This is a genomic window from Saccharopolyspora sp. NPDC045941 (genome assembly GCF_056431445.1).
The window spans coordinates 179,221-204,953 of the sequence record NZ_JBWKKU010000007.1 but is presented as its reverse complement, the minus strand read 5'-3'; the positions used below and the strand labels follow the sequence as shown (position 1 = coordinate 204,953).

Annotated in this window: 24 protein-coding genes; 14 read left to right on the top strand and 10 right to left on the bottom strand. The window is 70.1% G+C overall.

The features are described from left to right. Window positions 1-66: 66 nt before the first annotated feature. The gene (locus AC07FN_RS08285; RefSeq protein ID WP_478394985.1) at window positions 67-1,185 is read right to left on the bottom strand and encodes an alpha/beta hydrolase family protein; all 1,119 of its coding nucleotides are present in this window, start codon (window positions 1,183-1,185) and stop codon (window positions 67-69) included. A 159-nt stretch (window positions 1,186-1,344) separates the two neighbouring features. On the opposite strand from AC07FN_RS08285, the gene AC07FN_RS08280 reads away from it, so the two are divergent. Together AC07FN_RS08280 and argG are read left to right on the top strand one after the other, a co-directional pair. Continuing rightward, window positions 1,345-1,899 (top strand): TetR/AcrR family transcriptional regulator, encoded by a 555-nt coding sequence (locus AC07FN_RS08280; protein ID WP_478394984.1) that lies wholly within the window; start codon window positions 1,345-1,347, stop codon window positions 1,897-1,899. A 408-nt stretch (window positions 1,900-2,307) separates the two neighbouring features. Next, the gene (gene argG, locus AC07FN_RS08275) at window positions 2,308-3,756 is read left to right on the top strand and encodes an argininosuccinate synthase (protein WP_478394983.1); all 1,449 of its coding nucleotides are present in this window, start codon (window positions 2,308-2,310) and stop codon (window positions 3,754-3,756) included. 62 nt (window positions 3,757-3,818) lie between these two features. Here the strand turns inward: argG and AC07FN_RS08270 are convergent, their stop codons facing one another. Together AC07FN_RS08270 and AC07FN_RS08265 are read right to left on the bottom strand one after the other, a co-directional pair. Further along, on the bottom strand, window positions 3,819-5,225 hold the full coding sequence (locus AC07FN_RS08270) for a DUF4328 domain-containing protein (protein ID WP_478394982.1): 1,407 nt from the start codon (window positions 5,223-5,225) through the stop codon (window positions 3,819-3,821). Between the two features lie 84 nt (window positions 5,226-5,309). Beyond that, window positions 5,310-6,827: a hypothetical protein gene (locus AC07FN_RS08265; protein ID WP_478394981.1), complete on the bottom strand. Its 1,518-nt coding sequence runs from the start codon at window positions 6,825-6,827 to the stop codon at window positions 5,310-5,312. A gap of 121 nt (window positions 6,828-6,948) precedes the next feature. Between AC07FN_RS08265 and AC07FN_RS08260 the strand changes: the two genes are divergently transcribed. Beyond that, a complete protein-coding gene (locus AC07FN_RS08260) occupies window positions 6,949-7,101 on the top strand; it encodes a hypothetical protein (RefSeq protein WP_478394980.1) in 153 nt (50 codons plus the stop codon). 63 nt (window positions 7,102-7,164) lie between these two features. Here AC07FN_RS08260 and AC07FN_RS08255 read toward each other — a convergent pair whose 3' ends face one another. Continuing rightward, window positions 7,165-7,971, bottom strand: a complete 807-nt coding sequence (locus AC07FN_RS08255) for an ABC transporter ATP-binding protein (protein ID WP_358574022.1) — start codon at window positions 7,969-7,971, stop codon at window positions 7,165-7,167. Window positions 7,972-8,270: 299 nt separating this feature from the next. On the opposite strand from AC07FN_RS08255, the gene AC07FN_RS08250 reads away from it, so the two are divergent. From AC07FN_RS08250 to AC07FN_RS08235, 4 genes are read left to right on the top strand one after another with little or no spacing between them, the layout of a single operon-like run. Next, window positions 8,271-9,311 carry a s-methyl-5-thioribose-1-phosphate isomerase gene (locus tag AC07FN_RS08250; RefSeq protein ID WP_478394979.1) on the top strand — a complete coding sequence of 347 codons (1,041 nt, stop codon included), beginning with the start codon at window positions 8,271-8,273 and terminating at the stop codon, window positions 9,309-9,311. Then, window positions 9,308-10,027, top strand: coding sequence for an acireductone synthase (gene mtnC, locus AC07FN_RS08245; protein WP_478394978.1), 720 nt, complete (start codon window positions 9,308-9,310; stop codon window positions 10,025-10,027). The genes AC07FN_RS08250 and mtnC overlap by 4 nt, the downstream gene beginning before the upstream one ends. Continuing rightward, window positions 10,024-10,650: a methylthioribulose 1-phosphate dehydratase gene (mtnB, locus tag AC07FN_RS08240; RefSeq protein WP_478394977.1), complete on the top strand. Its 627-nt coding sequence runs from the start codon at window positions 10,024-10,026 to the stop codon at window positions 10,648-10,650. Before mtnC ends, mtnB begins: the two co-directional genes overlap by 4 nt. After that, complete coding sequence (locus AC07FN_RS08235; RefSeq protein ID WP_478394976.1) at window positions 10,647-11,222, top strand: 1,2-dihydroxy-3-keto-5-methylthiopentene dioxygenase; 576 nt, start codon at window positions 10,647-10,649, stop codon at window positions 11,220-11,222. The genes mtnB and AC07FN_RS08235 overlap by 4 nt, the downstream gene beginning before the upstream one ends. A gap of 251 nt (window positions 11,223-11,473) precedes the next feature. Here the strand turns inward: AC07FN_RS08235 and AC07FN_RS08230 are convergent, their stop codons facing one another. The 5 genes from AC07FN_RS08230 to AC07FN_RS08210 form a co-directional block, all read right to left on the bottom strand. After that, window positions 11,474-12,145, bottom strand: a complete 672-nt coding sequence (locus AC07FN_RS08230; protein WP_478395006.1) for a TetR/AcrR family transcriptional regulator — start codon at window positions 12,143-12,145, stop codon at window positions 11,474-11,476. 88 nt (window positions 12,146-12,233) lie between these two features. After that, on the bottom strand, window positions 12,234-13,451 hold the full coding sequence (locus AC07FN_RS08225; protein WP_478394975.1) for an FAD-dependent oxidoreductase: 1,218 nt from the start codon (window positions 13,449-13,451) through the stop codon (window positions 12,234-12,236). A 457-nt stretch (window positions 13,452-13,908) separates the two neighbouring features. Next, the gene (gene rox / locus AC07FN_RS08220) at window positions 13,909-15,333 is read right to left on the bottom strand and encodes a rifampin monooxygenase (RefSeq protein ID WP_478395005.1); all 1,425 of its coding nucleotides are present in this window, start codon (window positions 15,331-15,333) and stop codon (window positions 13,909-13,911) included. A gap of 386 nt (window positions 15,334-15,719) precedes the next feature. Next, window positions 15,720-16,484 carry an alpha/beta fold hydrolase gene (locus tag AC07FN_RS08215; RefSeq protein WP_478394974.1) on the bottom strand — a complete coding sequence of 255 codons (765 nt, stop codon included), beginning with the start codon at window positions 16,482-16,484 and terminating at the stop codon, window positions 15,720-15,722. A gap of 173 nt (window positions 16,485-16,657) precedes the next feature. After that, a complete protein-coding gene (locus AC07FN_RS08210) occupies window positions 16,658-17,599 on the bottom strand; it encodes a TetR/AcrR family transcriptional regulator (protein ID WP_478394973.1) in 942 nt (313 codons plus the stop codon). A gap of 195 nt (window positions 17,600-17,794) precedes the next feature. Here AC07FN_RS08210 and AC07FN_RS08205 point away from each other — a divergent pair, with 195 nt between their 5' ends. Together AC07FN_RS08205 and AC07FN_RS08200 are read left to right on the top strand one after the other, a co-directional pair. Then, window positions 17,795-18,526, top strand: a complete 732-nt coding sequence (locus tag AC07FN_RS08205) for a DUF2306 domain-containing protein (protein WP_478394972.1) — start codon at window positions 17,795-17,797, stop codon at window positions 18,524-18,526. A gap of 64 nt (window positions 18,527-18,590) precedes the next feature. Beyond that, window positions 18,591-19,934, top strand: coding sequence for an MFS transporter (locus tag AC07FN_RS08200; RefSeq protein WP_478394971.1), 1,344 nt, complete (start codon window positions 18,591-18,593; stop codon window positions 19,932-19,934). Between the two features lie 144 nt (window positions 19,935-20,078). On the opposite strand, the gene AC07FN_RS08195 is transcribed toward AC07FN_RS08200, so the two are convergent. Next, the gene (locus AC07FN_RS08195) at window positions 20,079-20,918 is read right to left on the bottom strand and encodes an alpha/beta fold hydrolase (RefSeq protein WP_478394970.1); all 840 of its coding nucleotides are present in this window, start codon (window positions 20,916-20,918) and stop codon (window positions 20,079-20,081) included. 70 nt (window positions 20,919-20,988) lie between these two features. Here AC07FN_RS08195 and AC07FN_RS08190 point away from each other — a divergent pair, with 70 nt between their 5' ends. From AC07FN_RS08190 to AC07FN_RS08170, 5 genes are all read left to right on the top strand, one after another. After that, window positions 20,989-21,951 (top strand): helix-turn-helix domain-containing protein, encoded by a 963-nt coding sequence (locus AC07FN_RS08190; RefSeq protein ID WP_478394969.1) that lies wholly within the window; start codon window positions 20,989-20,991, stop codon window positions 21,949-21,951. Window positions 21,952-22,269: 318 nt separating this feature from the next. Then, window positions 22,270-22,689 carry a YciI family protein gene (locus AC07FN_RS08185; protein ID WP_478394968.1) on the top strand — a complete coding sequence of 140 codons (420 nt, stop codon included), beginning with the start codon at window positions 22,270-22,272 and terminating at the stop codon, window positions 22,687-22,689. An 11-nt stretch (window positions 22,690-22,700) separates the two neighbouring features. Beyond that, window positions 22,701-23,987, top strand: coding sequence for an RNA polymerase sigma factor (locus AC07FN_RS08180; RefSeq protein ID WP_478395004.1), 1,287 nt, complete (start codon window positions 22,701-22,703; stop codon window positions 23,985-23,987). A gap of 134 nt (window positions 23,988-24,121) precedes the next feature. After that, window positions 24,122-25,075 carry an alpha/beta fold hydrolase gene (locus tag AC07FN_RS08175; protein WP_478394967.1) on the top strand — a complete coding sequence of 318 codons (954 nt, stop codon included), beginning with the start codon at window positions 24,122-24,124 and terminating at the stop codon, window positions 25,073-25,075. Between the two features lie 65 nt (window positions 25,076-25,140). Continuing rightward, window positions 25,141-25,683 carry a YciI family protein gene (locus AC07FN_RS08170; RefSeq protein ID WP_478395003.1) on the top strand — a complete coding sequence of 181 codons (543 nt, stop codon included), beginning with the start codon at window positions 25,141-25,143 and terminating at the stop codon, window positions 25,681-25,683. Window positions 25,684-25,733 lie beyond the last annotated feature (50 nt).

Below are 25,733 nucleotides of genomic sequence, written 5' to 3'. Positions count from 1 at the left end.
GACGTAACCCAGCGCACCCTAACCAACACCCGCCGCGCCCACGCCACACGGGCTCTTTAACGATCTCTAGCGTCCTCTACCAGGCACTACCCGACCACTTGGCAGGTTTCTCCCGTATCCCGGCGGTCCCCCTTTCTGGCAGGTCAGCTCGTTGAGCAGGCGCTGCGGCTGCCCCTTGAAGAACTGGTCGTTCTCGGCTTCGAGCACGAGCGTCGCGCAGGTGATGCGGTCGGCGATACCCGCCATCGTGTACGCCTCGGTCGCCTTGACCAGCTCGAGGTCGGACACGCCGAAGGTCCACCGGCCGTTGCGCACAACCCACCGCACCATGGTGTTCTGCGCCATCAACGCCTCCAGGCCGCCGGGCGTCGAAGCGGCGCGGTCGGCAGTCGCGGCGATGACTGCGTGGAAGTCGTAGACGCCGTCGTACAGCACGCACGCGGCGATGCGGTGCTCGAAGGCGGCCGCCCTCGCGGCGAGGTAACCGCCGAGACTCATACCGATCAGTACGAGTCGCTCTGCGTCCACCTCGGGCAGGGTGAGCGCGAAGTCGACGACCGGGGCGACCACGGCCTCCCAGTCCGGCCGGAAGTGCAGGCCCTGCTCGCGGACGGTGCTGCCCTGGCCGGGGCCGTCGAACGCGATGACGTTGTAGCCGCGCCGCAGCGCGCCTGCGGCCAGCGCTAGGTAGTCCTCCTCCAGCGTGGAGTCATACCCGCCATGGAAGAGCACGGTCGGGCGCGGGGTGCCCGAATCGTCGACGAGGAACAGGTATCCAGGCAGCGTGGTGCCCTCGTACGGGATGCGCAGGGCATGGGCCGGTGTGTCGAGCAGGGCGGCCGCGTCGGCGAACGTCTGCTGGGAGGCTTTGGCCAGCCTCGCCGACTCGGCGTCAGCGGCAGGATTCTCGCGGCGGTAGAAGTCTGCGGTCCGGTAGTAGTTGGACGCGCGCAGCAGCGCCTCCCGGGCGCTGATCAGGTGACCGCCGGCCAGCGCGTCCCGGCCGATGCGTTCGATGCGCGCTGCCGTCGCAGCCCATTGGAGCGACCAGGCCTCCTCGTCCCCCTCCGGGATCTGCCGGCAGGTGACGAGGACCTCGCCGAGGTCGGCTCCGCTGTAGGCGGCGTAGCCCGCGGAGCGCAGCGCCTCGAAGGAGAAGGACTCGTCGTCGTAGAGGAATTTCATCGTCGGCTCCCTTCAAATCATGGAACGGAACGGTGACGTTCCATCACTCCCGAGGGTAACGCATGGAACGAGACCGTTCCGTTCGCTATGCTCAGGAGCGTGGTAGCGGAGCAACAGGAGGGCCGGCCGGCGACGGGCGGGGCGGTCCTGCGGCAGCGGGTGACCGACGCGATCACCGAGGCAGCCTTCGCCGAACTCGCCGAGGTCGGGTATGCGCGGATGTCGATGGAGGCGGTGGCCCGGCGTGCTGGCGTGGGCAAGGCCGCGCTCTACCGACGCTGGCCCTCGAAGCAGGCGATGGTCACTGAGTTGATCCGCGACAAGGTCACCGACACGCTCCCGCCCACGCCGGCCACCGGCGCCCTGCACACCGACCTGCGCGAGCTGCTCGCCACCATCCGCGGGCAACTGGCCAACCCGCTGCTTACCCGGATCGCGGCCGGACTGCTCACCGAGGCTAGTCACGACGGCACTCTGGCGGAGATGCTCAACACCGGGGTGACCGCACCGCGGCGGGCGGCGGCACACGCGATTCTGCAAGGCGCGATCGACCGCGGTGAACTCCCACCCGGGTTGGATCTGGAACTCGGCACCGACCTACTGATCGCACCACTCGTTTTCCGTATGCTGGTCATACAGGGGCACAGCGACGATGGGTACCTGGAGACCCTGACCAACGCGCTCGAGGCGGCGCTGAAGGCGGCCGTTCGCTAACCGACGGGTGCATGCTGGTGCTCGATGCGAGCAGGGCCCGGCGCGAAAACCCCATCCGAGGCGGCGCGCGTACCGGACGGCGCATCCTGCGCCCATCCTCAGTGACACGCTGGTCACCGGCATCAGGGTCGGCTACGCCGGAAGCGATCGAGCAGGCCAACGCCGGCTTCGCCGCCATCCAGGCAGCCACTTGCCCGACGCTGCCAGCCGACTGGATCACCGCCGGCCAGCCATATCCAGCCGTTTTTCGGCGGTTACTACGGCGACCCCGGCATGGGCTACGCCCAGGGTGGTGCGGGTGCAGCCCGACGACTTCCGCTCGAAGGTGTCCTGCGGCCGGGGCTGCGGCGCGGGCTGTCGTGCACCCCAGTTTTGCATGATCATACGTCGCAATGCATACTCTCTTCCATGTCCAAGGTTCTCACCTCCCTGCCCACCGGCGAGCGCGTCGGCATCGCCTTCTCCGGGGGCCTCGACACCTCTGTCGCGGTCGCGTGGATGCGCGACAAGGGTGCCGTCCCGTGCACCTACACCGCCGACATCGGCCAGTACGACGAGCCCGACATCGCCTCGGTGCCCGGTCGTGCGCTGACCTACGGTGCCGAGCTCGCGCGCCTGGTCGACTGCCGCGCGGCGCTGGTCGAGGAGGGCTTGGCCGCGCTCACCTGCGGTGCGTTCCACATCCGCTCCGCCGGGCGCCCGTACTTCAACACCACGCCGCTGGGCCGGGCCGTCACGGGAACCCTGCTGGTCCGGGCGATGCTCGAGGACGACGTGCAGATCTGGGGCGACGGCTCGACCTACAAGGGCAACGACATCGAGCGGTTCTACCGGTACGGCCTGCTGGCCAACCCGCAGCTGCGCATCTACAAGCCGTGGCTGGACGCGGACTTCGTGTCCGAGCTCGGCGGCCGCAAGGAGATGTCGGAGTGGCTGCTGGCGCACGACCTGCCCTACCGGGACAGCGCCGAGAAGGCCTACTCGACCGACGCCAACATCTGGGGCGCGACCCACGAGGCCAAGACGCTGGAGCACCTCGACACCGGCATCGAGACCGTGGACCCGATCATGGGCGTGCGGTTCTGGGATCCCGAGGTCGAGGTCGCCACCGAGGACGTGACGATCGGCTTCGAGCAGGGCCGCCCGGTGACGATCAACGGCAAGAAGTTCGCCACCCCGGTCGACCTGGTGATCGAGGCGAACGCGATCGGTGGCCGGCACGGCCTGGGCATGTCGGACCAGATCGAGAACCGGGTGATCGAGGCCAAGAGCCGCGGCATCTACGAGGCGCCGGGGATGGCGTTGCTGCACGCCGCATACGAGCGGCTGGTCAACGCGATCCACAACGAGGACACCCTGGCGTACTACCACAACGAGGGCCGGCGGCTGGGCCGGCTGATGTACGAGGGCCGGTGGCTGGACCCGCAGGCGCTGATGGTGCGGGAGTCGCTGCAGCGCTGGGTCGGCACGGCGATCACCGGCGAGGTGACGCTGCGGCTGCGGCGCGGTGAGGACTACTCGATCCTGGACACCACCGGGCCGGCGTTCAGCTACCACCCGGACAAGCTGTCGATGGAGCGCACCGAGGACTCGGCGTTCGGCCCGGTGGACCGGATCGGCCAGCTCACGATGCGCAACCTCGACATCGCGGACTCGCGCGCCAAGCTGGAGCAGTACGCGGGCATCGGCATGGTCGGCACCGGTCACCCGGCGCTCATCGGTGCCGCGCAGGCGGCGTCGACGGGGCTGATCGGGGCGATGCCGCAGGGTGGCGCCGAGGCGATCGCCTCCCGCGGCCGGGACTCCGAGGAGGGCCAGACCCTCGACCGGGCCGCGATGGAGTACGGCACGGACTGATCCAGGCTCTTGTGGGCCGGGTGGGGCGTCCCACCCGGCCCACAACGGCTTTTCGCCGGTGTTCACCGCGTCGGGACGGACAGGTCGGCGTCGGGCACCAAGATCGACCGCTGGTAACCGCTCCCTTCGCCGACGACCGCGCAGAACGCGGTGTGGTGGCCGCCTTCCCACGCGGTTCGGTCCGGCGCGACGGGTCCCAGGGAGTCGTCCGGTGAGACCGCGCTCATGTCCACGTTCCGCTCTGCGATCGGGCCGCACCGCGCGTCGACTTGGTTCTGGAACGCATCCCATCCGGGCCATGGCCCGTCGCCTGCGGTGTAGGCGCCGATGGTCTGCGCATCGTGCGGCTGGGTGCACGACTTGAGCTCGACGGTGAGGAACCGGTCGGCCTCGCCCGGCCATGTGAAGCAGTCGCCGGGTTTCATCGTGCACATGGTGGCAGTGCCTGCGGGCGGGTTCTCGCAGTCGGCGAGCGTGACCGCAGGTTCAGGGGCGTGCGTCGTGTCCAGGACGGCGAAGGTCCAGATTCCGCTCCACGTCACGGAGAACAGCAGGCCGGACAGCGCCAGCACCACTGCGGTGGTCTTGCTTCCTGCCGGGCCCCCGGTGATCGCTGTCCCGGGCGGGCTGGTCGGGCTCGGGCCGCGGTTGACGCGTAGCAGCACCAGGACCGCGGTGATGATGCCCGGCACGATCAGCAGCGGCACCAGGCTGAACGCGCCCAGCAGCAGCGTGAGCAGCGCCATGCGTGCGGTGCTGCGGTCGATCGCGCCTTGGTCGGAGTGCGTCTCGGTGGGGTGTTGCGGCGATGTGCTGCGGCTGGCCTGCCACGCGGTGATCTGCGTGATGATGATGACGATCAGCACGCCCGCCGCCATGTTGAGCATCGTGGACAGGGTGGACAGGTTCGCGGCTTCCTGCAGTCCCTGCTCGGTGATCTCCTCCAGGGACGATCGCAGAAGGATCTGACCGATGAGCGTGACGGCCACGAACAGCACCCACCAGGCGGTGATCAGGCCGCCGGGGACCTGCCGCCGGGGCGCGCTGGCCCGCCAGATGTCCGACACGACCTGGAGCGGGAACCACAGGTTGACCACCGGGCCGAACCAGCCGCCGATCACCCAGCCCCGGGACCGGCGGTGCGCGGCGCGGCCACCCAGCAGTTCGGCGTTGATCCGCGCCCGCCACAGCCAGATCAGGAACACCACACCGGCCGCGATGTACACCAACAGCGCCGGAATCGCCACCAGTGCGGCGAAGACATCGGCCGCTTCGAGGTCCGCGGTCGTCGCGTTCCCGGCCAGGTAGTCGCGAACGACCAGGTGGGTGTGCCAGGCGGATACCGAGTCCAGCACGTCGCACACGAGCACCAAGGCGATCAGCGCTTTCGCGGCGGTGGCCACGCCGGTCACCGGCCGGCACCGCTGCTCGCCGACGTCCGTCGGCGTGCCCTGCACCGCACCGTCCATGCTTCCCCCAGGGATTCGTGAAACCGCCGGATTCCTTGGTGTCCCGGCATTTCCGGGTTTTCGGGATCTCTCGGCCGAGGGGCGCTAACCGGCGCCGACGAGCTCCAGGGCCCTCACGAGCAGCACTAGGGCGGCGATCAGCAGGAGGCCCTTGCCCAGCGCCGCCAGCATGCCGATGTTCACCCGCAGCACCATCGCCGGTTTGCGGTCGCCCACCGATGCCCGAGCGGCCTTCATCGCGCGGGCCGCACTCCGCGCGGGCACGCTCAACACCAGGAACCCCAGCGCCCGCTTGAGCGCGCGGATCGTGCGATGCGCGAGCGCGTTCCGGGTGCCGGGCGTGGGTTCGACCGGGAACACGTGGGGATTCCACTCGGGGTCGAACGCGACGACGGCTGAGGTCCAGTGGTCGCCGGCGGCCACTTCGTTCAGCCGGGCCGGTGTCGGCAGGTGCTCGTCCAGCCGTTCGGCCACGGCCGCCGGGTCACTCGGCGTCAGCAGCAGCAGTTTGCGCGCGGGTTGGGTGGCGCGGGCCTGCTCGACCTCCCACCACAACCCCTCCCCCGTGCCCAAGCGCAGCACGATCAGTTGCGACAGGTCCATGAGCCGGAGGACTTCGGGTTGCCAGTCGTCGTGCGGCAGGTAGCACCGCGCCGCTCCCAGGCGCGGCAGTGGTTCCCCGGGCTTGCCCACTGCGATCACGGGGCCGAAGGCGGTCAACGCGCTCACGAGCTGCTCCTCCCAGGAATGGATGTTGAGGGGAACCGCGTCGTCGACCTGCGCGGCGGTGTCGTCATCGGCGAAGCTGCGCAGGTAGAGCACGGGTCGGCGGCCGTCGGCCAGCAGGGCCTGGGTCGCGCCGCGCGCCGCGCGTGGCCGGGAGTAGCGCAGCGTCAGGAATCCGGTCCACAGGACGAACAGGCCACCGAGCACGAAGAGTCCCTGGATTCCCAGCGTGAGCAGGCTGCCGAGCATGGAGTGCGCGGGCACGCCCAGCGTCGGCCGGTGGCCCCGTTCGAGGGTGGAGACCCCGATGGCTCCCGCCGCGAACAGCCCGTACCCGGCCGCGCTGACGGCGAGGAACACCGGCCGCCGCCACCACGGCTGGTGTGGGACGAACGGGCGGATCGCTTCGACGACCTCGATGGCGGCGGCCCGGCGCCGATGCCTGAGCCACAGCGACGGCACGGCGAGCGCTCCTGCGGCCGCCGCCCACCACAGCGCCGCCGTGCCCGACGAACTGAGGTCCTGGTCGAGTTTTCCCTGATCCTGCAGGGTTTCCGCGGCCAGCTTGCCGGCCTGTTCGCGGGCGGCGGGGAATCTGCCGTGCTCGGCGTGGTCGGTGGCGGCGGCGATCGTCGAGCGGCTGGCGGTCAGCGGGGCGTTGCGCTCGAACCACGCGTCGCGTTCGAGGATTTCCGCGCGTGCGGCCTCGTCGCCGCCGGCGTAACGGTCGAGCGCGGCAGCGAAGGCAGCGGCTTGGGCCTGTGCGTCGTGGAAGCGGTCGCGGGTGCGCAGGTCCAGGCCCGCGCTGATCGCCAGGTGCAGGGCGACGTAGGTCGTGACGACCGCCAGCGCCGTGACCGGCCAGGCGGCCCGCAAGCCAAAGGACTCCTCAGCTCACCTGCTCATCTAGCCGGAGTACCGCCGTCAGCGCAGATCGCATCCAGTGGTACCACGCCGGTTCGCGAGCGATGGGCGCCTTTCCTGTTGCTGCCACGGAATGGACGAGCCGTTCGCAAGTCCGGGCGTCGGACTGCTCGTGCACCTGGGGCGCGGTCAGGTGATGCGCGCCTTCACCGGGAACGAGCCCGTCGTCCGGCACGCGGCGACCGAGACCGGCGCCGAGGTGCACTGGAACGGTGTTCAGTGCTGAGCCGTGATCTGCTGCGAGTCGGCCTTGGTCGCCGGCTGCTGCTGAGTTGCGCAGTGCTCGTGGTCATCGGTCGGCGCGGGCGTGCCAGCGGCCGTCGGTTCGGGTGATGCGGACCGGGTGGTCGAAGCACTTGCTGACCTCGTCCGTGGTCAGCACCTCGTCCACTCCCCCGGCGGCCAGGCAGCGGCCTTCGCGCAGCAGCATGGCGTGGGTGGTGCTGGCCGGCAGTTCTTCGAGGTGGTGGGTCACCAGCACGGTGGCCAGTTCGGGGTGTTCGGCGCGCAGTTCGTCGAGGCTGGTGAGCAGCTGTTCGCGGGCGGCGAGGTCCAGGCCGGTGGCGGGTTCGTCGAGCAGCAGCAGCCGCGGGAGGGGCATGAGGGCGCGGGCGATGAGGGTGCGGCCGCGCTCCCCCTGGGAAAGGGTGTTCCAGCGGGCGTCGGTCTTGCCACCCATGCCGAGCATGCCGATCAGGCGGTCGGCCTGCCGGGACTGTTCGTCGGTGGGCTGCCAGCGCGGGACCGGTTCGGTGGTGTTGGTGGCGCCGGTGAGCACGACGTCGCGGACCCGCAGCGGGCTCTGCAGGGGGTGGCGGGGGTTGATGTGGCCGACGTAGGAGCGCAGTTGCCGCATGTCGACCCGGCCGAGCCGGTGCCCGAGGACCTCCACCGTTCCGCGGGTGGGGTGGCTGACGGCGCCGAGGAGGTTCAGCAGGGTGCTCTTGCCGGCACCGTTGGCGCCCAGCAGCGCCCAGTGCTGGCCGCGGTGGACCTCCAGCGAGATCGACTGCAGCAGGTAGTTCCCGTCGCGGACGACGTCGATGTCGGCGACCCGCAGGACGGGGCCGGTCTCGGTGGGCCGGGAGTCGATCACCGGTTGGCCTCCAGGAGCTCGCGCCCGGGCGCGGCCGGGTGCTCGTGTGACGTGGCACGGGGTCGGACGCGGGGCTCGACTCGGCCTCGGCGCGGCACTCAGGAGACGTCCCGGAGTGGGCGGTGGCGCGGGCCCGGTGTCGCGCGGTCCCGGTGTCGCCGGGCCGCTGACCGTCCGGTCATGGTCGGTACCGGAACCCTACCGGTTCCGCGATGTGGATCGTGTTTCCGGTGCGCGGACCGGGATCGATACCCTGGTGAAAACCTGTTCACCTGTTGTTGCGCCTAGTTGAGGATTCGATGCCACCACCTGCCGCACACCCGGGGTTGCCGACGCTGGCCGACAGCGTGCGGCTGGCCGAGGACGGGGTGCACATCCTGGATCGCCGGGTGTTCCCGTTCGAGCACCGGTGGGTGCACGCCCGCACCGTCGAGGAGGTCGCCGCGGCGATCGAGGACATGGTGACGCAGTCGTCCGGGCCGTACTTCGCGGTGCTGTGGGGCATGGTGCTGGCCGCGCGGGAGACGGCCGGGCAGGATCCGGAGACCGCGCGCGAGCGGCTGCGGGCCGCCGGTGACCGGTTGATCGCCACCCGCCCGACCAACGACCAGCCGCGCAAGGCCGTGGAGTGGGTCATGGCGTCGGTGGACACCGGCGGCGATGACGTGGCCGCCGCGGCGCTGGCCGGTGCGCTGGCCGGCGACGAGGACTACCGGCGGCGCAGCCGCGAGATGGGGCGCGCCGGTGCGGCTCTGCTGCCGGAGGGCGGCCGGGTCCTGACGCACTGCTGGGGCGATCTGTACCTGGTGGGGCTGGTCGAGGCGGCGTTGGAGACGGGCAAGCGGCCGTCGTTCGTGTGCACCGAGACTCGCCCGTACCTGCAGGGCGCGCGGTTGACCGCGGAGACGCTGGCGGAGATGGGCGTGGACACCACGCTGGTCACCGACGGCATGCCGGCGTCGCTGATGCGGGCGGGCGAGATCGACGCGTTGGTGACCGCGAGCGACCGGGTCACCATGGACGGGCACGTGATCAACAAGGTGGGGACGTTGCAGCTGGCGGTGGTCGCGAACGCTTTCGGGGTGCCCTTCCACGCGCTGTGCCACGCCCCGGATCCGGCCTCGGCCACCGGCGCGGATGTGCCGATCGAGTTCCGCGACGGCGACGAGGTGCTGCACACCCTGGGGCGGCGCAGCGCCAGCGAGCGGGTGCGGGGACTGTACCCGGCCTTCGACATCACCGATCCGCGGTTCGTGACCACGGTGGTGACCGACCGGGGCGCGTTCGCGCCGGACCGGGTGCACGAGTACTGGAACGAGGAACGGGGGACGGCACGGTGAGCGTGCGGGTCGCGGCCAGGTGGGTCGTGCTGGACATCGAGGGAACGCTGACCGCCACCAGCCAGGTGCACGTGGTGCTCTACGACTACGCGCGGCCGCGACTGGGGCCGTGGATCGACGCGCACGGCGACGATCCGGTGGTCGCCGACGCGGTGGTGCAGGTCAAGGCCGACGCCAGGTTGGGAGAGCAGGCCGGCACCGCCGAGGTGGTGGCGGTGCTGCACGGCTGGATGGACGCCGACCGCAAGGCCAGCCCGTTGAAGACGTTGCAGGGGCTGATCTGGGCCGACGGGTACGCCCGCGGGGAGCTGACGACCGACTACTTCGCGGACGTGGTGCCGGCGCTGCGGTCCTGGCTGGGCCAGGGCCTGCGGCTGGCGGTGTTCTCCTCGGGTTCGGTGGCCGGGCAGGTCGCGTCGTTCTCCAACACGACCTCCGGTGACCTGCGGGGGCTGTTCTCGCACCACTTCGACACGGTCAACGCCGGGCCGAAGCGGGAGCGCGCCTCCTACGACGCGATCACCGCAGGGCTGGGCTCGGCCTCGGGCGAGATCGTGTTCTTCTCGGATGTGCCGGCGGAGCTGGACGCCGCCGCGGCGGCGGGCTGGCGGACCGTGGGGGTGGCCCGGGCCGGGGAACCGTTCGCGGACGCCGATTTCGGGTCGCATCCGGTGGTGTCCACTTTCGACGATGTTGAGCTTGGGGTGATCGTGTGAGCGTCGGTCTGGAGCAGGCCGGGGCGGCGTTGGCCGCGGAGTCGGCGCGGATGGCGGGGCTGGGCTGGATGCGCGGCACGTCCGGCAACCTGTCGGTGACGTTGCAGCGGGAGCCGCTGCGGCTGGCGGTGACGGCCAGCGGCCTGGACAAGGGCGAGCTGACCGGCGAGGACGTGGTGGTCGTGGACTCCGCCGGGGCGGCGGTGCCCGATCAGCCCAATCCCGCGCAGCGGCCGTCGGCGGAGGCGGGGCTGCACGCGCGGATCGCGGCGGTGGCCGGTGCGGGTTCGGTGGTGCACGTGCACATGCTCTCGGCCGTGGTGGCCGGGCAGCGCTGGCCCGGTGGCGTGGTGCTGCGGGATCTGGAGATGCTCAAGGGTCTCGGGCGCCGCGACGACGATGTGATGACGGTGCCGGTGGTGCCCAACAGCCAGGACATGGGCGTGTTGGGCGATGCGTTCGAGGCGGGTTTCGACGCCGCGACGCCGGCGGTGATCGTGGCCCGGCACGGCCTGTACGTGTGGGGCCGGGATCTGGTGCAGGCCCGGCACCGCACGGAATGCTTGGACTGGCTGTTCCAGTTCACCTTGGCCACGAACGGAATCCAGGAGGGTTTGGCATGACGTTGCTGACTGTGTGGCCGGACACCGATCCCGGCGCGGTGGAGCTGCGCACCGAGGACGGCGAGCGGATCGCGGACGTCCTCAAGCAGTTCGGGGTGCGCTTCGAGCGCTGGGAGCTCAAGGAGCTGGCGGCGGACGCGTCCGCCGACGACGTGCTGGCCGCGTATCGCGCCGAGGTCGACCGGGTCATCGACGCCGAGGGCTACATCAAGGTGGACGCGGCGGTGATGACGCCGCGCGACGGTGATCCGGAGTGGGCGCAGCAGGCGAAGGCGGCGCGGGAGAAGTTCCTGTCGGAGCACACCCACGACGATGACGAGGACCGGTTCTTCGCCCGCGGTGCCGGGGTCTTCTACCTGCACATCGACGGGAAGGTGTACGCGGTGCTGTGCGAGGCGGGTGACCTGCTGAGCGTGCCGGCGAACACCACGCACTGGTTCGACATGGGGACGCGCCCGGATTTCGTGGCGATCCGGTTCTTCCACGACGAGGACGGCTGGGTGGGTGATTTCTGCGCCACGGACACCGCGGAGCGGTTCCCGTCGTTCGACGAGTTGATGGCCTCGCGGTGAGGCGGCGCCGGGTGCGGATTCTCCTTCCGCACCCGGCTTCTCCTGCGGGTGTGGTTCGGCATGACCGCGCCCGCGCATCGCGGTGACGAGCGCGCGGCGTTGCTGGGTTTCCTGCAGCGGCAGCGCGATCTGGTGGTGTGGAAGGCTTCCGGGTCCTCGGCCTGGTGCGTCATCTGACCGATGTGGAGCGTTCCTGGTTCCGGCGGGTCTTCGCCGGTGACACGGGGCTGGTCTTCGACTCGGCCGGTGGCTCAGGTCATTCGTTGCGAAATTTCTGCCGGGGCGGCGGTCGTCGTGGAGCTGCGATTTCCTGTGAGGAAAAGCGTGACGACGCGTTCTACGTAATCGGAGCGGTCGCCGCGCGACTGTGGTTGCTCAATTCCCAAGAGCAGTCGCTCCCGTGGATCGAACAAGATCATGCCGCTGAACATGCGTGCTGCCTCGTGCGGGTCGGGGCACTGCAGGAGCCCACGCGCGGCGGCGTCGCCGAGGATAGCGGCAACGGCGTTGTCGAAGTGTCTGATCCCTTCGTCGTAGACGAGCCGTCCCAGCTGGGGGAATCGACCTGATTCAGCGAAGGTCAGGCGTTGCATTTTCAGGCCTTCATCGCTGGTGAGAACGTCGAAGAGCAGTGTGCCGGCGTGCGTGAGCGCCTCTTTCAGATCGCGGCCGGTGAGGGGTGCGGCGGCTGCGTGGCGCAAGGGCTCGACTATGCGCTGCCGGAGGGAGTTGACCAACTCGAGGAACAGGGCTTCCTTGTTCTCGAAGTGCCGGTACAGCGTTTCCAGGGAGCAGCCGGCTTGCTCGGCGATGGCTCGGATCGACGTGCCCGCGTAGCCGCGATCGAGAAGAACGGTCAAGGCCGCGGCCGCGATCTGCTCTCTGCGGACGGGACCTCGACGTGGCCGTTCCCGGGGTGTCATCATCTCAGCCTACTGCTCAGGTGACCGTCTTGGATTGTGCAGCGGCGGCACGCCGACGATGACACGTGAAGCGGGTGTGCTCGGCGTTCTACGAGCCGACTGGTGCTACGGCGGCCGTGTGATCTTCATCGAGCTCGCGGACACCGTTCAACGAAGCCCGCACCGCCTGGAAACCGTCGCGCCGGAGCAGGTGTTCGTAGCCGCCGATCGCGTGCTCCCATGCCCGGCTGCCGGCGTGCACGGACAGGATCGCGTCGGCGAGCCGGCGCGCGTCCTGCAGGGCGGAGTTGGCCCCTGAGGCCCTGGTGGGCAACATCGCGTGGATGGCGTCTCCGAGCAAGGTGACCCGGCCCGGTGTCCACGCGGGGACTTCGCGCGAGGTTCCCATTGCCAGGCCGAAGAACTGGTCGGGAAATGCCTGGTCGAGCAGGAGCCGGAACACGGGGTGAGCCGTCGCGGTGACGGTCCGCAGGTGGTCGGACAAGCTCGCGGGTGACCGGCGGGTGAAGTCGCGGTCGAGGTCCCCGAGCTGGTGACGTCGCAACAACAGCCCCCACATGACGTAGTCGTGCAGGTCACCCGGATCGAAGCCAGGTACGAGCCGTTCCGCGGCGGCAGCGGGCTGTTCTCCGAAACGGACCGCGCCCATGATCGCCTGCACGTCGCCGATCGCGGTCAGGGTAAAGCTGCCTTCGATCCGGTCGATCACACCGGTGGCGATCAGCTCGCGCGTGATCGGTGTCTTCGCCTGCAACAGCCGCAATCCGCTGTCGGTGACCGCAGCCTCGGGCAGCCGTAGCCGGCGTACAGCGGATCCGATGCCATCCGCCCCGACGAGCAGATCGGCTTCGTCCACCGTCCCGTCGGAGAACCGGACGGTGACCCCTGCCGCGTGCTCGGTGTAGCCGGTCAACGCCGAACCGAATCGGATCGTGTCGTGCACGTCATGGGCGAGGAGCCGTCGCACGATGCGGCGACTCGCCGACGAGCCCGGTCGTATCGCGTCGGGACTCCCCTCCCGACCGGTGGACTTCCGGCGCTTGACGATCGCGAGATCGGATTCGTCGAGGATGGTGACGTACTCGTCGGGTTGTCCCAGGGTCGCGTCAAGGAATCTGCTTTCGGAGGCGGTAAGGCAGGCGTGTAGCGCGCCGAGCCCACGCTCGTCGAGGTGGATTCGCGCCCCCTGTGGCCGTTGTTCAAGGGCCTCGTCACGCTCATGGACGGATACGTCGATATCCGCGCGGCGCAGAAATCGGGCAAGCGCAAGCCCGCCGAGTCCCGCGCCGACGATGATGACACGCATTCGTACTCCGATTCCGAGGATGTCAATGGACATTGCTGTCTTGGTTCGTGCCGACGCGGAGCCGATGACACCGGCGACCGGTTGTCACATCGGACAACGACACTTCGGCTTTCACGGTCACTCTCTCCCTCAGGGCAGAAGTGCCTCTCGTCGAACCACAAGTGTCTGCGGCGAAGCCGAGGACCTCAGGGTCGTACTCGGCGGTTCACAACGACGGGAGGACGTCCTTCATTCCGGTGCCTCCAATGCTGAGGCGGTGACGAGCCCGCGGTTGCCGAGCTACGGATGCCCCGCCCGCTGGCGGGTCACCAACGGCAAGCTAACCAGAACGATCGTTTTGGATCAAGCGAGGCCGGCCGACGAGAACGCCGGCCACTCCCGGCTCCTGGTCGGCAGCGCCGCAGATCTGCGCGCCATCTCGCCACGTATGCGCGGGATGACCACTGCTTAGGCGAAATCAGTTGGCGGGCTTGCCGAACCAGCGGGAGAGCTGGTCGTCCAGGTCCTGCTGATCGTCGCCGATCCAGGCGACGTGGCCGTCGGGGCGTAGCAGGACGCACGGAACATCCAGTACCGCAGTGGGATCCGCGAGGTAATCGACCCGGTTCGACCAGCCGCCGACGGTCAGTCGTTCGGTGCGGTCCAGCAGCAGGCCGCGGCCGCGATGCAGCAGATCGTAGAGGTGGCCCTGTTTCACGTCGATGTCGCGCAGGCGGCGCCCGAGCAGGTCGGGGCCTGCGCCGAAGTCGTAGCGGATGCCGATCGCGGTGATCTTCTCGATCAGATGGCGGTTCACCTCGTCGAAGTCCATCAGTTCGGTGAGCAGCCTGCGCACGGCCTGCGGGCCCGGTTCGGTGGACAGCAGTTCCATCTGGGCGCGGGTGTTGTCCAGCACGTCCTCGGCGACCGGATGACGTTCGGCCTGGTAGGTGTCCAGCAGTGTTTCCGGCGCCCAGCCTCGGATCTGCGCGGCCAGTTTCCAGCCGAGGTTGAATGCGTCCTGAACGCCCAGGTTGAGGCCCTGTCCGCCGATGGGTGGATGGATGTGTGCCGCATCGCTGGCCAGCAGCACCCGCCCGACCCGATAACGTTCGGCCAGCCGGGTGGCATCCCCGAAGCGGGACAACCAGCGCGGGGAGTGCACGCCGAAATCGGTTCCGGCGATGGCGCGCAGCTGTTGTTTGAAATCCTCGAGGGTGGGCGGTTCAGCGCGATCGCTGACTCCCGCTGCGGGGACTACGACGCGATAGGCCTCGTCGCCGAAGGGCCTGAGACTGAAAGTCTTGTTGGTCTCGTTGATTTCGGTCACCTTGGCGGCGATCTCCTCCTGCGGTACACCCACTTCCATCTCGCCCATCAGCGTCTCGGTCCGCGCGGGCTCGCCGGGGAAGCCGACGCCGAGCAGTTTGCGCACCGTACTGCGCCCGCCGTCACAGCCGACGAGATAGCGCGAACGCAGCTGTTCGCCGTCGGCCAGCTCGACGGTCACACCCTCGTCGTCCTGCTCGAAATCGGCCACCGCACAACCGCGCCGGACCTGCGCACCGAGTTCGATCGCATGTTCTTCGAGCAGGTGAACGATGACCGGCTGCGGGATGCCCAGCAGGTAGGCGTGCGCGGAATCCAGGTCCTGGGGCGCGGGTTTGGTGATGGCGGCGAAGAATCCGCCTGCCGGACGCCGTCTTCCGCGTTCGAGAATGCGATCCAGCAGTCCGCGCATTGCCATCAGCTCGATGCTGCGAATGTGCAGACCGACTATGCGGACGAACGACACGGGCTCGGTTTCCTTCTCCAGAACGAGTACCCGCACGTCGTGCAGCCGCAGTTCGGCGGCCAGCATCGCGCCAGTCGGCCCGCACCCGGCAATGATCACGTCGAACATGTGGGGCGCGCGATCGGCGCCGGAGGCCGATGACCGGAGTCCGGGGACGTCGCCCACGGTGAAGTCGCGCTCGGCCGTTTCGTTCGACGACGGCTCGGCGGTGAACTGTGGAGAGTGCATAGGTGTTGCCTTTCGGGAGTGCCTTGTTGGCGAGGCGCTCCCGGCGACACCTACGTCAATCGCCCGACCGTGACGGGAAGGGAGAGCACCCACATCGATGCGTTCATGGGTCTCACCTCCTCGGGCGGTGTCGCGGTCGACTGCAAGCTACCAGCCCGACGCGATCCCACCCATCCCTTTTTCCGCCACTTGATCGCGACTCCGGACAGGCCCTGGTCCGGTTCGCACTCGTGCGGGCGAGGATCCGGTCCACGGCCGGACCGTGCTCAGCAGGTCTGGTCCCCGGCGAGGAACCGCTGGACTCGGGGCAGTGCGTCGGCGGCCCGGTCCCAGCCGGTTTGGTGGTCGGCGCCGGGCAGGGAGAAGAACTCGGTGCCGGTCTGCTGCGCGAAGGTCCGCATCGGGTCATGCCAGAAGTCCTCGCTGCCGGCGTACATGAGCATCGGGACGTCGGTGGCGGCGAGCGCGTGGTGCTGGCCGGGTTCGTGAGCGAAGGCCTGGAAGTTCGCGCGCAGTGCCGCGGGGTCGGCGGCGTCGATCACGGCGGCCAGCGCGGGGTCGGCGGTGGCCGCTTGGTGCATGAACGGGTAGGGGTCGGTGTCGGCCGGCAGGCCGAGGTGGCGCAGCACCGGGGCGATCGCGGAGCGGAACCCGTCGATGGGGTCGAAGGCGCCGGCGACGAGCCGGGTGAGCCGTTCGGGGGCGTGCACGGCGACGGCGTAGCCGGTGAAGGCTCCCAGCGAGTAGCCCCAGAACGCGGCTTTGGTGGCGCCGACGGCGTCGAGCACGGCGGTGACGTAGTCGGCGCGTCGGGCCGGGGTGTAGGCGGCGGGGTCGTGCGGGGCGTCGCTTGTGCCGAGGCCCAGCGGGTCCACGGTGATGACGGTGTGGGTGGCGGCGAGGGTCGTGGTGCAGCCGGTTCGGGTCCAGTGCGCGCCGGTCTGGAACATGCCCGGGTGCAGCAGCAGCGGTGGCCCGTCCCCGGCGATCTGGTAGGAGATCCGGTATCCGTTGCTGCGTGCGATGGGCACCCGAATTGCTCCTCGTCGCCGGTGGCTCCCCTGACCGTGGCGCCGACGCTACTGGGATCGCGGCGGCGCCGGGTGTCGTTTCGCTGTGATCGCGGGACGTTTTTCGGGCGGCCCGTTGCCTGGCCGGGTGGGCGTGGCGATCACCGGGGCCGTGCCCGGCGGAGTGCGTCCGGTCAGCGCTTTTCGCGGTGGGCGAGGTGGTGTTCGATGCCGTTGAGCTGGTTGTGCAGGCCGAACTCGAACAGGTCGTCCAGGTCGAGTTCGACGCCGCTGGTCGCGGCGGCGGCCAGGTTCGGGTAGCGGCCGGTTCCCAGCAGGTTCCGCATCTCGGGTTCGTCGGTGTCGTGGCGTTGCCTGCTGGTGATGCCGGTTTCCTGGGTGAGTTCCGCGTCCAGGGAGTGGCTCATGGCGATGCCGCCGACGTAGCCGTTGAGGCCGACGGCGATGCGCAGTTTGTCGCGGTGGTCGAGGCCGAGCCCGTCGAGGGTGGCGAGTTGCCATTCGACGTGGGCCATGCCGGCCGGCAGCAGCGGCGGCTGGGCCAGTGAGTTGAGGGCGATGGGCGCGAGCCAGGGGTGTCGCCGGTAGGTGGCCCATTGCCGGCGGGCGAGTTCTTCGAGGCGGGCGCGCCAGCCGCGGTGGCCGGGTCCGGGCAGCGGGGTTTCGGCGAAGGCGGCGTCGGCCATGAGCCGGAGGAGTTCGTCCTTGTCGGGGACGTGCCGGTACAGGGACATGGTGCCGGCGCCGAGTTCGGCGGCCACGCGGCGCATGGACACCGCGGCTCGGCCTTCGCGGTCGGCGATGCCGATGGCGGTGCGCACGATGCGTTCGCGGCCGGCGGGTTCGGTGGTTCGGGGTGACCGGGGCCGGGCGCGGGGATGTGCCGCGGGGTCGCTGACGACGGTGCCGGCGCCGGGGACGGCGTGCACGAGGCCGTGCTGGCGCAGGGCGGCGAGGGCTTTGGTGGCGGTCGCCATGGCCACGCCCCATTCGTCGATGATCTGGCGGGTCGAGGGCACCTTGTCGCCGGGGCGGAGCCGGCCGGAGTCGATGCGGGCGCGGATGTCCTCGGCGATGCGCAGGTACGGCGGTTGGGGCCGGGATCCGGTCGTCATCGCTCCCCTTTCGGTTTCGCACTAGTGCACTACCCCGAGGAATTATAGGAAACCCCGCGGATTCCCCTAAGGCGCACTAGGGCTATCCCTGTATTTTTCGAGATTCTTCGTTGTACCGCAGCATGTTCGACGTCTTGTCGGATACGGTGTACGCGTCAGGTACGGGGTACGCATTCTCCTTTTCGGGGTGGATCGATGAGCGTGGTGGCGGAACGTCCGGTGGTTGCGGAGGAAACGCGGGCGGTGCGGTGGTGGCGGCGGCCGTGGGTGGGCCCGTTGGCGCTGGTCGCGGTGGTGTTCGTGGCGGTGTCGGTGCCGCGGTACCTCACGTTGGATCCGGCGCAGTCGCTGGTGCCGCCCGCGGAGGGGTTCGCGCCGCACTACCCGATGATCGTGGCGCACGTGCTGTTCGGGTCGGTGGCGATCGTGAGCTGCTGCTTCCAGGTGTGGCCTGCGTTCCGGCGGCGGTATCCGGTGGCGCACCGCTGGATCGGCCGCGCCTACGTCTTCGCCGGGGTGCTGCCCGCGGCGGTGATGGCGACGGTGATCGGCGCGGTGTCGCCGTTCGGGCCGGTGGCGCGGGTCAGCAACGTGCTGCTGGGGCTGGTGTGGTTCGGCTGCACGGTCGCGGGGTGGCGAGCGGGCCGGGCGCGGCGGTTCGGCGATCACCGCAAGTGGATGGTGCGGTCGTTCGTGCTGACCGTCTCCACGGTGACCAACCGCGTGTGGGGGGTGGTGGCGGGTGTGGTGCTGGGCCCGCAGCTGGAGACGACCTTCGGCGGCAACGAGCAGTACATGACGTCGACGATCGCCGGGCTGACGACGTGGCTGGGCTGGGTGGTTCCGCTGATCCTCGCCCAGTTGTGGCTGGACCGGCGGCCGAAGAAGCGCGCCAGGGCCGCGGGCCGTTCCGGGGGGCGGGCTTGACCTGGAGTGCGGTGGAGGTTGAACGCTGGGGCGGTCTGGTTCGCCGAGCCGCCCGGGGGTGGTCGTGTCCGCGATCGATGTCGATTCCGCCGCGGGCGGTTTGTTCTCCCGCCGCTACCGGTCGCTGACCTTCGGCGCGCTCACGTTGATCTCGCTGGTGGCCTTCGAGTACGTGGCGGTGGCCACGGCGATGCCGACGGTCGCGCGTTCCCTGGACGGGTTGGCGCTGTACGCGGTGGCTTTCGGCGGGACGACGGCCGCCGGTGTGGTGAGCATGGTCGTCTCCGGTGGGTGGAGCGATGCGCGCGGGCCTGCGGTGCCGTTGCGGGTGGGGGTCGCGGTGTTCGCCGCGGGGCTGTTGCTGGCCGGGGTGGCGCCGGTGATGTGGGTGCTGGTGGCGGGCCGGATCGTGCAGGGCTTGGGCGGCGGGTTGATCTCGGTGGCCCTGTACGTGGTGGTGGGGCACGTGTTGCCGGAGGAGTTGCGGGCGCGGTTCTTCGGGATGCTGGCCGGGGCGTGGCTGCTGCCGTCGATCGTGGGCCCGCTGGTGGCGGGGCTGCTGGTGGAGAGGTTGAGCTGGCGGTGGGTGTTCCTGGCGACGATGGTGCTGGCGGTGCCCGCGCTGGCGTTGGTGAGCCCGAGCTTGCGCGGGTTGTCCTGGCGTTCGCAGCCGCAGCAGCGCGGTTTCGACCGTCCGATGTGGTCGGTGGGGGCGGCGGCGGGCGGGTTGCTGTTGCACTACGGCGGGCAGCAGACCGGTTGGCTGTCGGGGGTGCTGGTCATCGCGGGATTGGCGGCGTTGGTGGTGTTCGCGCCGAGGTTGTTGCCGGTGGGGACCTTCCGGGGCCGGGCGGGCCTGCCGAGCGTGGTGGCATTGCGCGGTATCGCGGGTGCGGCGTTCTCGGCCGCTGAGGTGTTCGTGCCGCTGATGTTGTCGCGGGAGCGGGGCTTGTCCCCCACCGCCGCGGGTTTGGTGCTGACCACGACCGCGGTCGGGTGGCTGGCGGGTTCGTGGCTGCAGGGCCGCCTGCCGGCGTGGGACCGGGTTCCTGTGGTGGGCGCGGCGCTGCTGGCCGCCGGGGCGGCGGGGGTGGCGACGACGGTTTTCGCGGCGGTGCCGCTGGTGGTGTGCATCGGCGGGCTCGCGGTGATGTCGCTGGGGATGGGCCTGGTGTATCCGGTGTTGTCGACGTTGACGCTGCGGTTGTCGGCTCCGCGCGAGCAGGGCGTGAACAGTTCGGCGTTGCAGCTCAGCGAGTCCCTGTTCACCACGACGGTGCTGGCGGTGGCGGGCACGTTGTTCGCGGCGTGGCTGGTGTGGTCGCCCCCCACCGCGTATCTCGCGGGTTTCGGTCTCGCCGCGGTGCTGGCGCTGCTGGCCGTCGCGGTGGCCTTCCGCGCCCGGTGAAGGCCTCGAACTCCCGCTACGGCCAGGGGGCCTGTGCCGAGCCGGTCCAGCTCGGTCACCACGATCTGGCCGCGCTCGCGATGGGCCGACAGCAACGCTTTGCCCGACTCAGGGCGCTCGGCGAGGTTGCCTGCAGCAAGACCTCTACGCCCTGAAGAAATCGATGAGGGCGCGGGCGATCTGGCCGGGGGCGTTCTCCGTGGGGATGTGGTCCGCTTCCGGGATGCGTACGAGCGTGGTGTGCGGGATCTCCAAGGCGATCTTCTCGGCGTATTCCACCCTCTCGTCCACGTCTTCCTCGCCCCAGATCAGCAACTTGGGCGTCGTGGACCGCCGCAGCGCGGGAACGAGATCAAGGGTGTAGCGACTGTCGGCCGCGCCCGCCATGGCCAGCCAGGAGCGTCCGACCCGCGGATCGGTCCACGGCTCCAGGTACTCAGCGATCCGCTGCTCGGTGGCGGCACCGGCCAGCGCCCCCGTCACGGCCTGCCGGCGGGCGGCGAGGAGTTCATCGACGGTGGTCGCCGCGGCGACCACCGGGTCCCGGTACCGGCCCACGTGGGGCGCCGGCCAGGAGTCGTAGACGACCGAGTTGACCAAGGCCAGCCGGGGCACCTCCAGCCGATCGTGGGCGAGGAGATGCTGGGCGACGGCGCCACCGATGTCATGACCTGCCAGGGCGATCGGCCCGGAGATCTTCAGCGCGGACGCGAATCGCACCACCCAATCCGCAAGGGCCGGGACCGTGGCCGTTGCCAGGGTGAGCTCGCCCCCCGAACGCCCCAGTCCGGGGAAATCGACCGCGAAGGGCCGCAGCCCCGCCTTCGCGAGGCGGCCCAGCACCGGAAGCCACACCCGGCTCCAATACGTTCCGTGCAGCAGCAACACAGCCGGGCCGTCCTGCTCTGCGGTCAGATAGCTGGCCGTTTCGCCGTCGACCTGGACCGTGGTCCTCAGCACGCCCGTTTCAGTGGTTTCGCTCATGGGCCCACTCTCGCCGGGACCTACTTCCCAGCCGAGAGTCAAGAAAGACATTCATGGGTATATTTCTGACATGAACCGTCATCGGGTGGTGGCGCTGCTCAACCCACCCCAGTCCCCCTTCGAACTCGCCTGTGCCGCCGAGGTCTTCGGCACCGTCCGGCAGGACATGCCCGCCCACTACGACTTCCGGATCTGCGCCGAGCACCCCGGCCCCCTTCGGACCACGATCGGCTACACGATGCTCGTCGACGCAGGGCTGGAAACCCTGCAGGAGGCGGACACCGTGGTCATCCCCGGCTGGCAGCCACCCGGCACACCGGCGCCACCGGCCATCACCGAGGCGCTGCGGGCTGCCCACCAGCGCGGCGCGCGGATCGCCGCCATCTGCACGGGGGCTTTCGTCCTCGCTCAGGCCGGACTGCTCGACGCCCGCCGCGCCACCACCCACTGGCGCCAAACCGCTCAACTCGCCGCCACCTTCCCCGAGGTGCAGGTAGACCCGGACGTGCTCTACGTGGACCACGGCGACGTGGCGACCAGCGCCGGAACCGGTGCGGGCATCGACCTGTGCCTGCACCTCGTGCGTTCCGACCACGGCGCGGCATACGCCACCCAGATCGCCCGGAACATGGTGCTGCCACCACACCGGGAGGGCAGCCAACTCCAGTACGCCGCACAACCCGCCCCGGCCAGAGCGGACGAGTCCTTGGCGCCACTGCTGGAGTGGGCTACCTCCCAGCTCCACACCCTGACCGTCTGCCGACTCGCCGGACACGCCGGGCTGTCGAGCCGAACTCTCGCCCGGCGGTTCACCGAACAGCTCGGCACCAGCCCGGGACAGTGGCTGCTCGGCCAGCGCCTCGACGCGACACGGGTACTGCTGGAACAGACCAACCTTCCGGTGGAAACCATCGCCACCCGGGTCGGACTCGCCTCGGCGGTCAACCTGCGCCGCCGCTTCCGGGCGCACTTCGGCACCACACCCGGCGCCTACCGGCGGACCTTCGGCGAAACCCGGCCGGAACGCCGGTGAGCTTCGGGGAACAACCGAGTCGCTGGTAAGCCTTCAGCATTGAACCCCCGAGCACGACGGTGACTGATGCCCGCATTTGACGGGCTCAACTCATGGGATCGCCGCAGAACACGACGTCATCGGCGGAGCTCCAGTTCTCGACCACCTGCAACCCGGTGCGGATCTCCAGCGCCGATCGCCATGTCACCGGGCTGGTCGTAGGCTGCCCGGCAGTCCCCTCGGAAAAAGTTCGGCGGGCATGTCGATCCGCGGCGTTCCCGTTCGACCTGGGGGTGAGCGGGTCCGAGCGGGACCCCCGGATGGTCCAGGGAGACAACCATGAAGTACATGCTGATCATGCGCGCGACCGACGAGGCGTTCGAGGCGTTCCAGGACGTCGACTTCAACGAGATCCTGGAGGCGATGGGCCGCTTCAACGACGAGATGATCCAGGCCGGTGTCCTCGTCGCCGCCGAAGGCCTCGACGACGCCGCCGACGGCGTGGTCGTCGACTACTCCTCCCAGCCGCCGGTGGTCACCGACGGCCCCTACGGCGAGACCAAGGAACTGTTCGGCGGCTACTGGATCCTCGACGTCGCCTCCAAGGAAGAGGCCGTGGCATGGGCCAAGCGCGCACCGATGGCCGGCCCGGGCAGCAAGTGCGAGATTCGCCGGGTCACCAGCATCGACGAGTTCCCGCAGGACAACGAGTGGATCAAGAAGGAGCGGGCTTGGCGCGAGGCGACCGGCCAGCTCTGAGCCCGGATTCGATGGCGAACCCCACCGGCCGCGAGGCGGTCGCGGCGGTCTGGCGGATCGAATCCGCGCGGATCGTCGGCGCCCTGGCCCGCTACACCGGCGACTTCGCGCTCGCCGAGGACCTTGCCCAGGAGGCGTTGGCGGAGGCGCTGGTGACCTGGCCGCGCGAGGGCGTGCCGCGCAATCCCGCGGGGTGGCTGCTCACCGTCGGCCGGCGTCGCGCGATCGACGCGTTCCGACGCCGCTCCGCCCTCGACGAGCGGTACGCCGCCCTCGCCCACGACCTCGGCGAGGGCGGCGTGGCCTCGGGGCACCCGCCCGCCGATCCGGCTCGGGACACCGAAGACGTGCTGTGGGATCCCGACCAGATCGACGACGACGTGCTCGCGTTGATGTTCATCGCCTGCCACCCCTTGCTGTCGCGGGAGGCGAGGGTGGCGCTCACCCTGCGGGTCGTCGGCGGTCTCACCAGCGACGAGATCGCCAAGGCGTTCCTCATCCCGACCGCCACCGTGCAGGCCCGGATCACCCGCGCGAAGAAGACCCTCGGGGCGGCGCGGGTGCCGTTCGCGGTACCCGCGGCCGCGGAGCGCACCGAGCGGCTGGGCTCGGTGCTCAGCGTGGTCTACCTGATCTTCACCGAGGGGTCCTCGGCCAGCTCCGGTCGTGATCTGATCCGGCTCGACCTCGCGCGCGAGGCGCAGCGCCTCGCGCGGGTGCTGACCCGCCTGGTGCCCGACGAGCCCGAGGTCTTCGGCCTGCTGGCGCTGCTGGAGCTGACCGCGGCGCGCTTCCCCGCCCGCACCGGGCCCGACGGCGAGCCGGTGTTGTTGGAGCACCAGGACCGCCGCCGCTGGGACCGCGCCGCGATCCGCCGGGGCCGGGCGGCGCTGGCCCGGGCGGAGCGGATCGGCCGGGGCCTGGGCGCCTACGGCCTGCAGGCGGCGATCGCCGAATGCCACGCCGTGGCGGCGTCGGTCGAGGAGACGAACTGGGAGCGCATCGTGCTCCGCTACGAGGCGCTCGGGCGGCTCGCGCCGTCACCGGTGGTCGACCTCAACCGGGCCGTCGCGGTCTGCATGGCGCGGGGACCGGCTGCCGCGTTGCCGATCGTGGACGAGCTGGCGGCCGCGCAGGCGCTACCGAACTCGCACCTGCTGCCCAGCGTCCGCGGGGAACTGCTCACCCGCCTGGGACGCACCGACGAGGCGCGCACCGAGCTTCGGCTCGCACTGCAGCTGTGCGGGAACGAACGCGAGCGGGCCGTGCTCGCACGCAAACTCGCCGACCTCGGCTGACCGGCAGCTACGCGTCCGCCGCCAGAACGGCTGTGATGAGCCGGAATTGCGCTGGGCCGCCGGGCTTGAGGACAGGGCGGAGCGGCCCGGTCTTCTGCGGCACTTCGCCTTCCTGGCCGGGCATGATCGATGGCATGGACGATCTCTGGGGCAAGACCGACGCCGGCCAGGGCATGGGGGAGAACACCGCGAGCGTGGCCGGGGCGCCGCTGGGGATGCGCTACGAGGTCTCTGGCGGAGCGATGCTGCTGCACCGGTCCGGCACCGGTGGGCCGCCCGTGGTGTTCCTGGCTGGCGGTGGGATGTTCGGCCTGTACTACTGGAACGTGCACAACCTCGTCGCGGAGTTCACCACGAGCGTGATCTACGACCGGCTCGGCACGGGCTGGAGCGACGTGGTGGGCCTTCCGCGCAGCGGCACGCAGGTGACCGATGACCTGCACGAGCTACTGCGTGCCGTTGCCGTCCCCGGCCCGCACGTGCTGGTCGGGCATTCACTCGGCGGTCTGTACGCGCGGCTCTACGCGAAGCGATTCCCCGGCGAGGTGGCCGGCTTGGTCCTGCTCGACCCGACTCACGAGGACATCGTCGACTACCTGCCGGAGGAGAAAGCGCAGCGGCTGCGGGACTCGAACACCGACGACCTGTTCCCGCCCGAGCAGATGGACGTGATGCGGACCGCGTACCGGACCACGTTCGGCCGGGCGCTCGCCGACTGGCCCGCCGAGATCCGCGAACCGCTGCTGGATCAGGGGTTCAACCGTGAGGGTTACCGGCAGTCCCTGCGGGAGCCGATGAACCTGTCGCGGCTGTTCGGCGAGGTCCGCGACGCCGGACCCGATCCCGACGTGCCGCTGATCTTCGTGTCCGCCATGGGGACCGACACGTTCGCCGAGGAGCTGGTGCCGCCCGAAGCGCACGCATCGCTGGCCGAGTCCAACCAGATCAAGCACCGGCTGTACACCGACCTGGCCGCGGCGCGCCCCCGAACCCAGGTCCGCCGCCTGGACGATGCCGGGCACTCGGGCATCGTCTGGCTCCGGCCGGACGCCGTGGTTCAGGCAATCCGCGACACGCTGTCGCTCTGATCGAACGCCCACATCGGTACTCGGCTGCCTCCCCTGCTCTGCCAGTTGCGGTGAAGACTGTGGGCATGGAGTTCTTCTGCTATCACCGCGACCGGCCCGGCTCTTCGGGGCTGCGCGAGGCGCTGCTGGAAGCGCATTGGTCCTACATGGACCGGTTTGCGGACGTGATGATCGCCCGGGGGCCGACCCTCGACGGCGACACTCCGACCGGCAGCGTGCACATCGTCGATCTGCCTGATCCCGCTGCTGCGCGCGCGTTCGCCTTCGACGAGCCGAGCTACCAGGCCGGGGCGTACCGGGATGTGCTGCTGCGGCGCTGGCGCAACGTGCTGGGCCGCACGATGTGGGACTTCCCCGGTGGCAGCAGCGGCGGCAACCGGTACCTGGTGCTCGGTCTCGGTGCGGGGCAGTCGGTGGACCTCGAGGTGCCGCGGGGCCGGGACGACCTGATCGCGTACGGGCCGCTGCTGTCCGACGACGGCACTGCCTGGCTGGGCACGGCGGCGCTGGTCCGGGCGCAGGATCCGGACGAGGCGCGGGGTGTCCTCGACGCGGATCGCTACGCCGATGTCGAGGTGCACACGTGGCAGTTCGGCGGGCGCCGGTAGCAGGAGTTCTGCCTGACGCAGTTCGCGGCCGGACCGCTGTTGGGCATCTC

Bases quoted from the DNA above. Each gene is read 5' to 3' on its own strand.
- AC07FN_RS08270 (WP_478394982.1), bottom strand. From the start codon at position 5,225: ATGGACGGTGCGGTGCAGGGCACGCCGACGGACGTCGGCGAGCAGCGG.
- AC07FN_RS08285 (WP_478394985.1), bottom strand. From the start codon at position 1,185: ATGAAATTCCTCTACGACGACGAGTCCTTCTCCTTCGAGGCGCTGCGC.
- AC07FN_RS08170 (WP_478395003.1), top strand. From the start codon at position 25,141: ATGGAGTTCTTCTGCTATCACCGCGACCGGCCCGGCTCTTCGGGGCTG.
- AC07FN_RS08230 (WP_478395006.1), bottom strand. From the start codon at position 12,145: ATGACACCCCGGGAACGGCCACGTCGAGGTCCCGTCCGCAGAGAGCAG.
- AC07FN_RS08225 (WP_478394975.1), bottom strand. From the start codon at position 13,451: ATGCGTGTCATCATCGTCGGCGCGGGACTCGGCGGGCTTGCGCTTGCC.
- AC07FN_RS08260 (WP_478394980.1), top strand. From the start codon at position 6,949: ATGGACGAGCCGTTCGCAAGTCCGGGCGTCGGACTGCTCGTGCACCTG.
- AC07FN_RS08190 (WP_478394969.1), top strand. From the start codon at position 20,989: ATGAACCGTCATCGGGTGGTGGCGCTGCTCAACCCACCCCAGTCCCCC.
- AC07FN_RS08175 (WP_478394967.1), top strand. From the start codon at position 24,122: ATGGACGATCTCTGGGGCAAGACCGACGCCGGCCAGGGCATGGGGGAG.
- AC07FN_RS08195 (WP_478394970.1), bottom strand. From the start codon at position 20,918: ATGAGCGAAACCACTGAAACGGGCGTGCTGAGGACCACGGTCCAGGTC.
- AC07FN_RS08205 (WP_478394972.1), top strand. From the start codon at position 17,795: ATGAGCGTGGTGGCGGAACGTCCGGTGGTTGCGGAGGAAACGCGGGCG.
- argG (WP_478394983.1), top strand. From the start codon at position 2,308: ATGTCCAAGGTTCTCACCTCCCTGCCCACCGGCGAGCGCGTCGGCATC.
- rox (WP_478395005.1), bottom strand. From the start codon at position 15,333: ATGTTCGACGTGATCATTGCCGGGTGCGGGCCGACTGGCGCGATGCTG.
- AC07FN_RS08250 (WP_478394979.1), top strand. From the start codon at position 8,271: ATGCCACCACCTGCCGCACACCCGGGGTTGCCGACGCTGGCCGACAGC.
- AC07FN_RS08235 (WP_478394976.1), top strand. From the start codon at position 10,647: ATGACGTTGCTGACTGTGTGGCCGGACACCGATCCCGGCGCGGTGGAG.
- AC07FN_RS08210 (WP_478394973.1), bottom strand. From the start codon at position 17,599: ATGACGACCGGATCCCGGCCCCAACCGCCGTACCTGCGCATCGCCGAG.
- AC07FN_RS08185 (WP_478394968.1), top strand. From the start codon at position 22,270: ATGAAGTACATGCTGATCATGCGCGCGACCGACGAGGCGTTCGAGGCG.
- AC07FN_RS08180 (WP_478395004.1), top strand. From the start codon at position 22,701: ATGGCGAACCCCACCGGCCGCGAGGCGGTCGCGGCGGTCTGGCGGATC.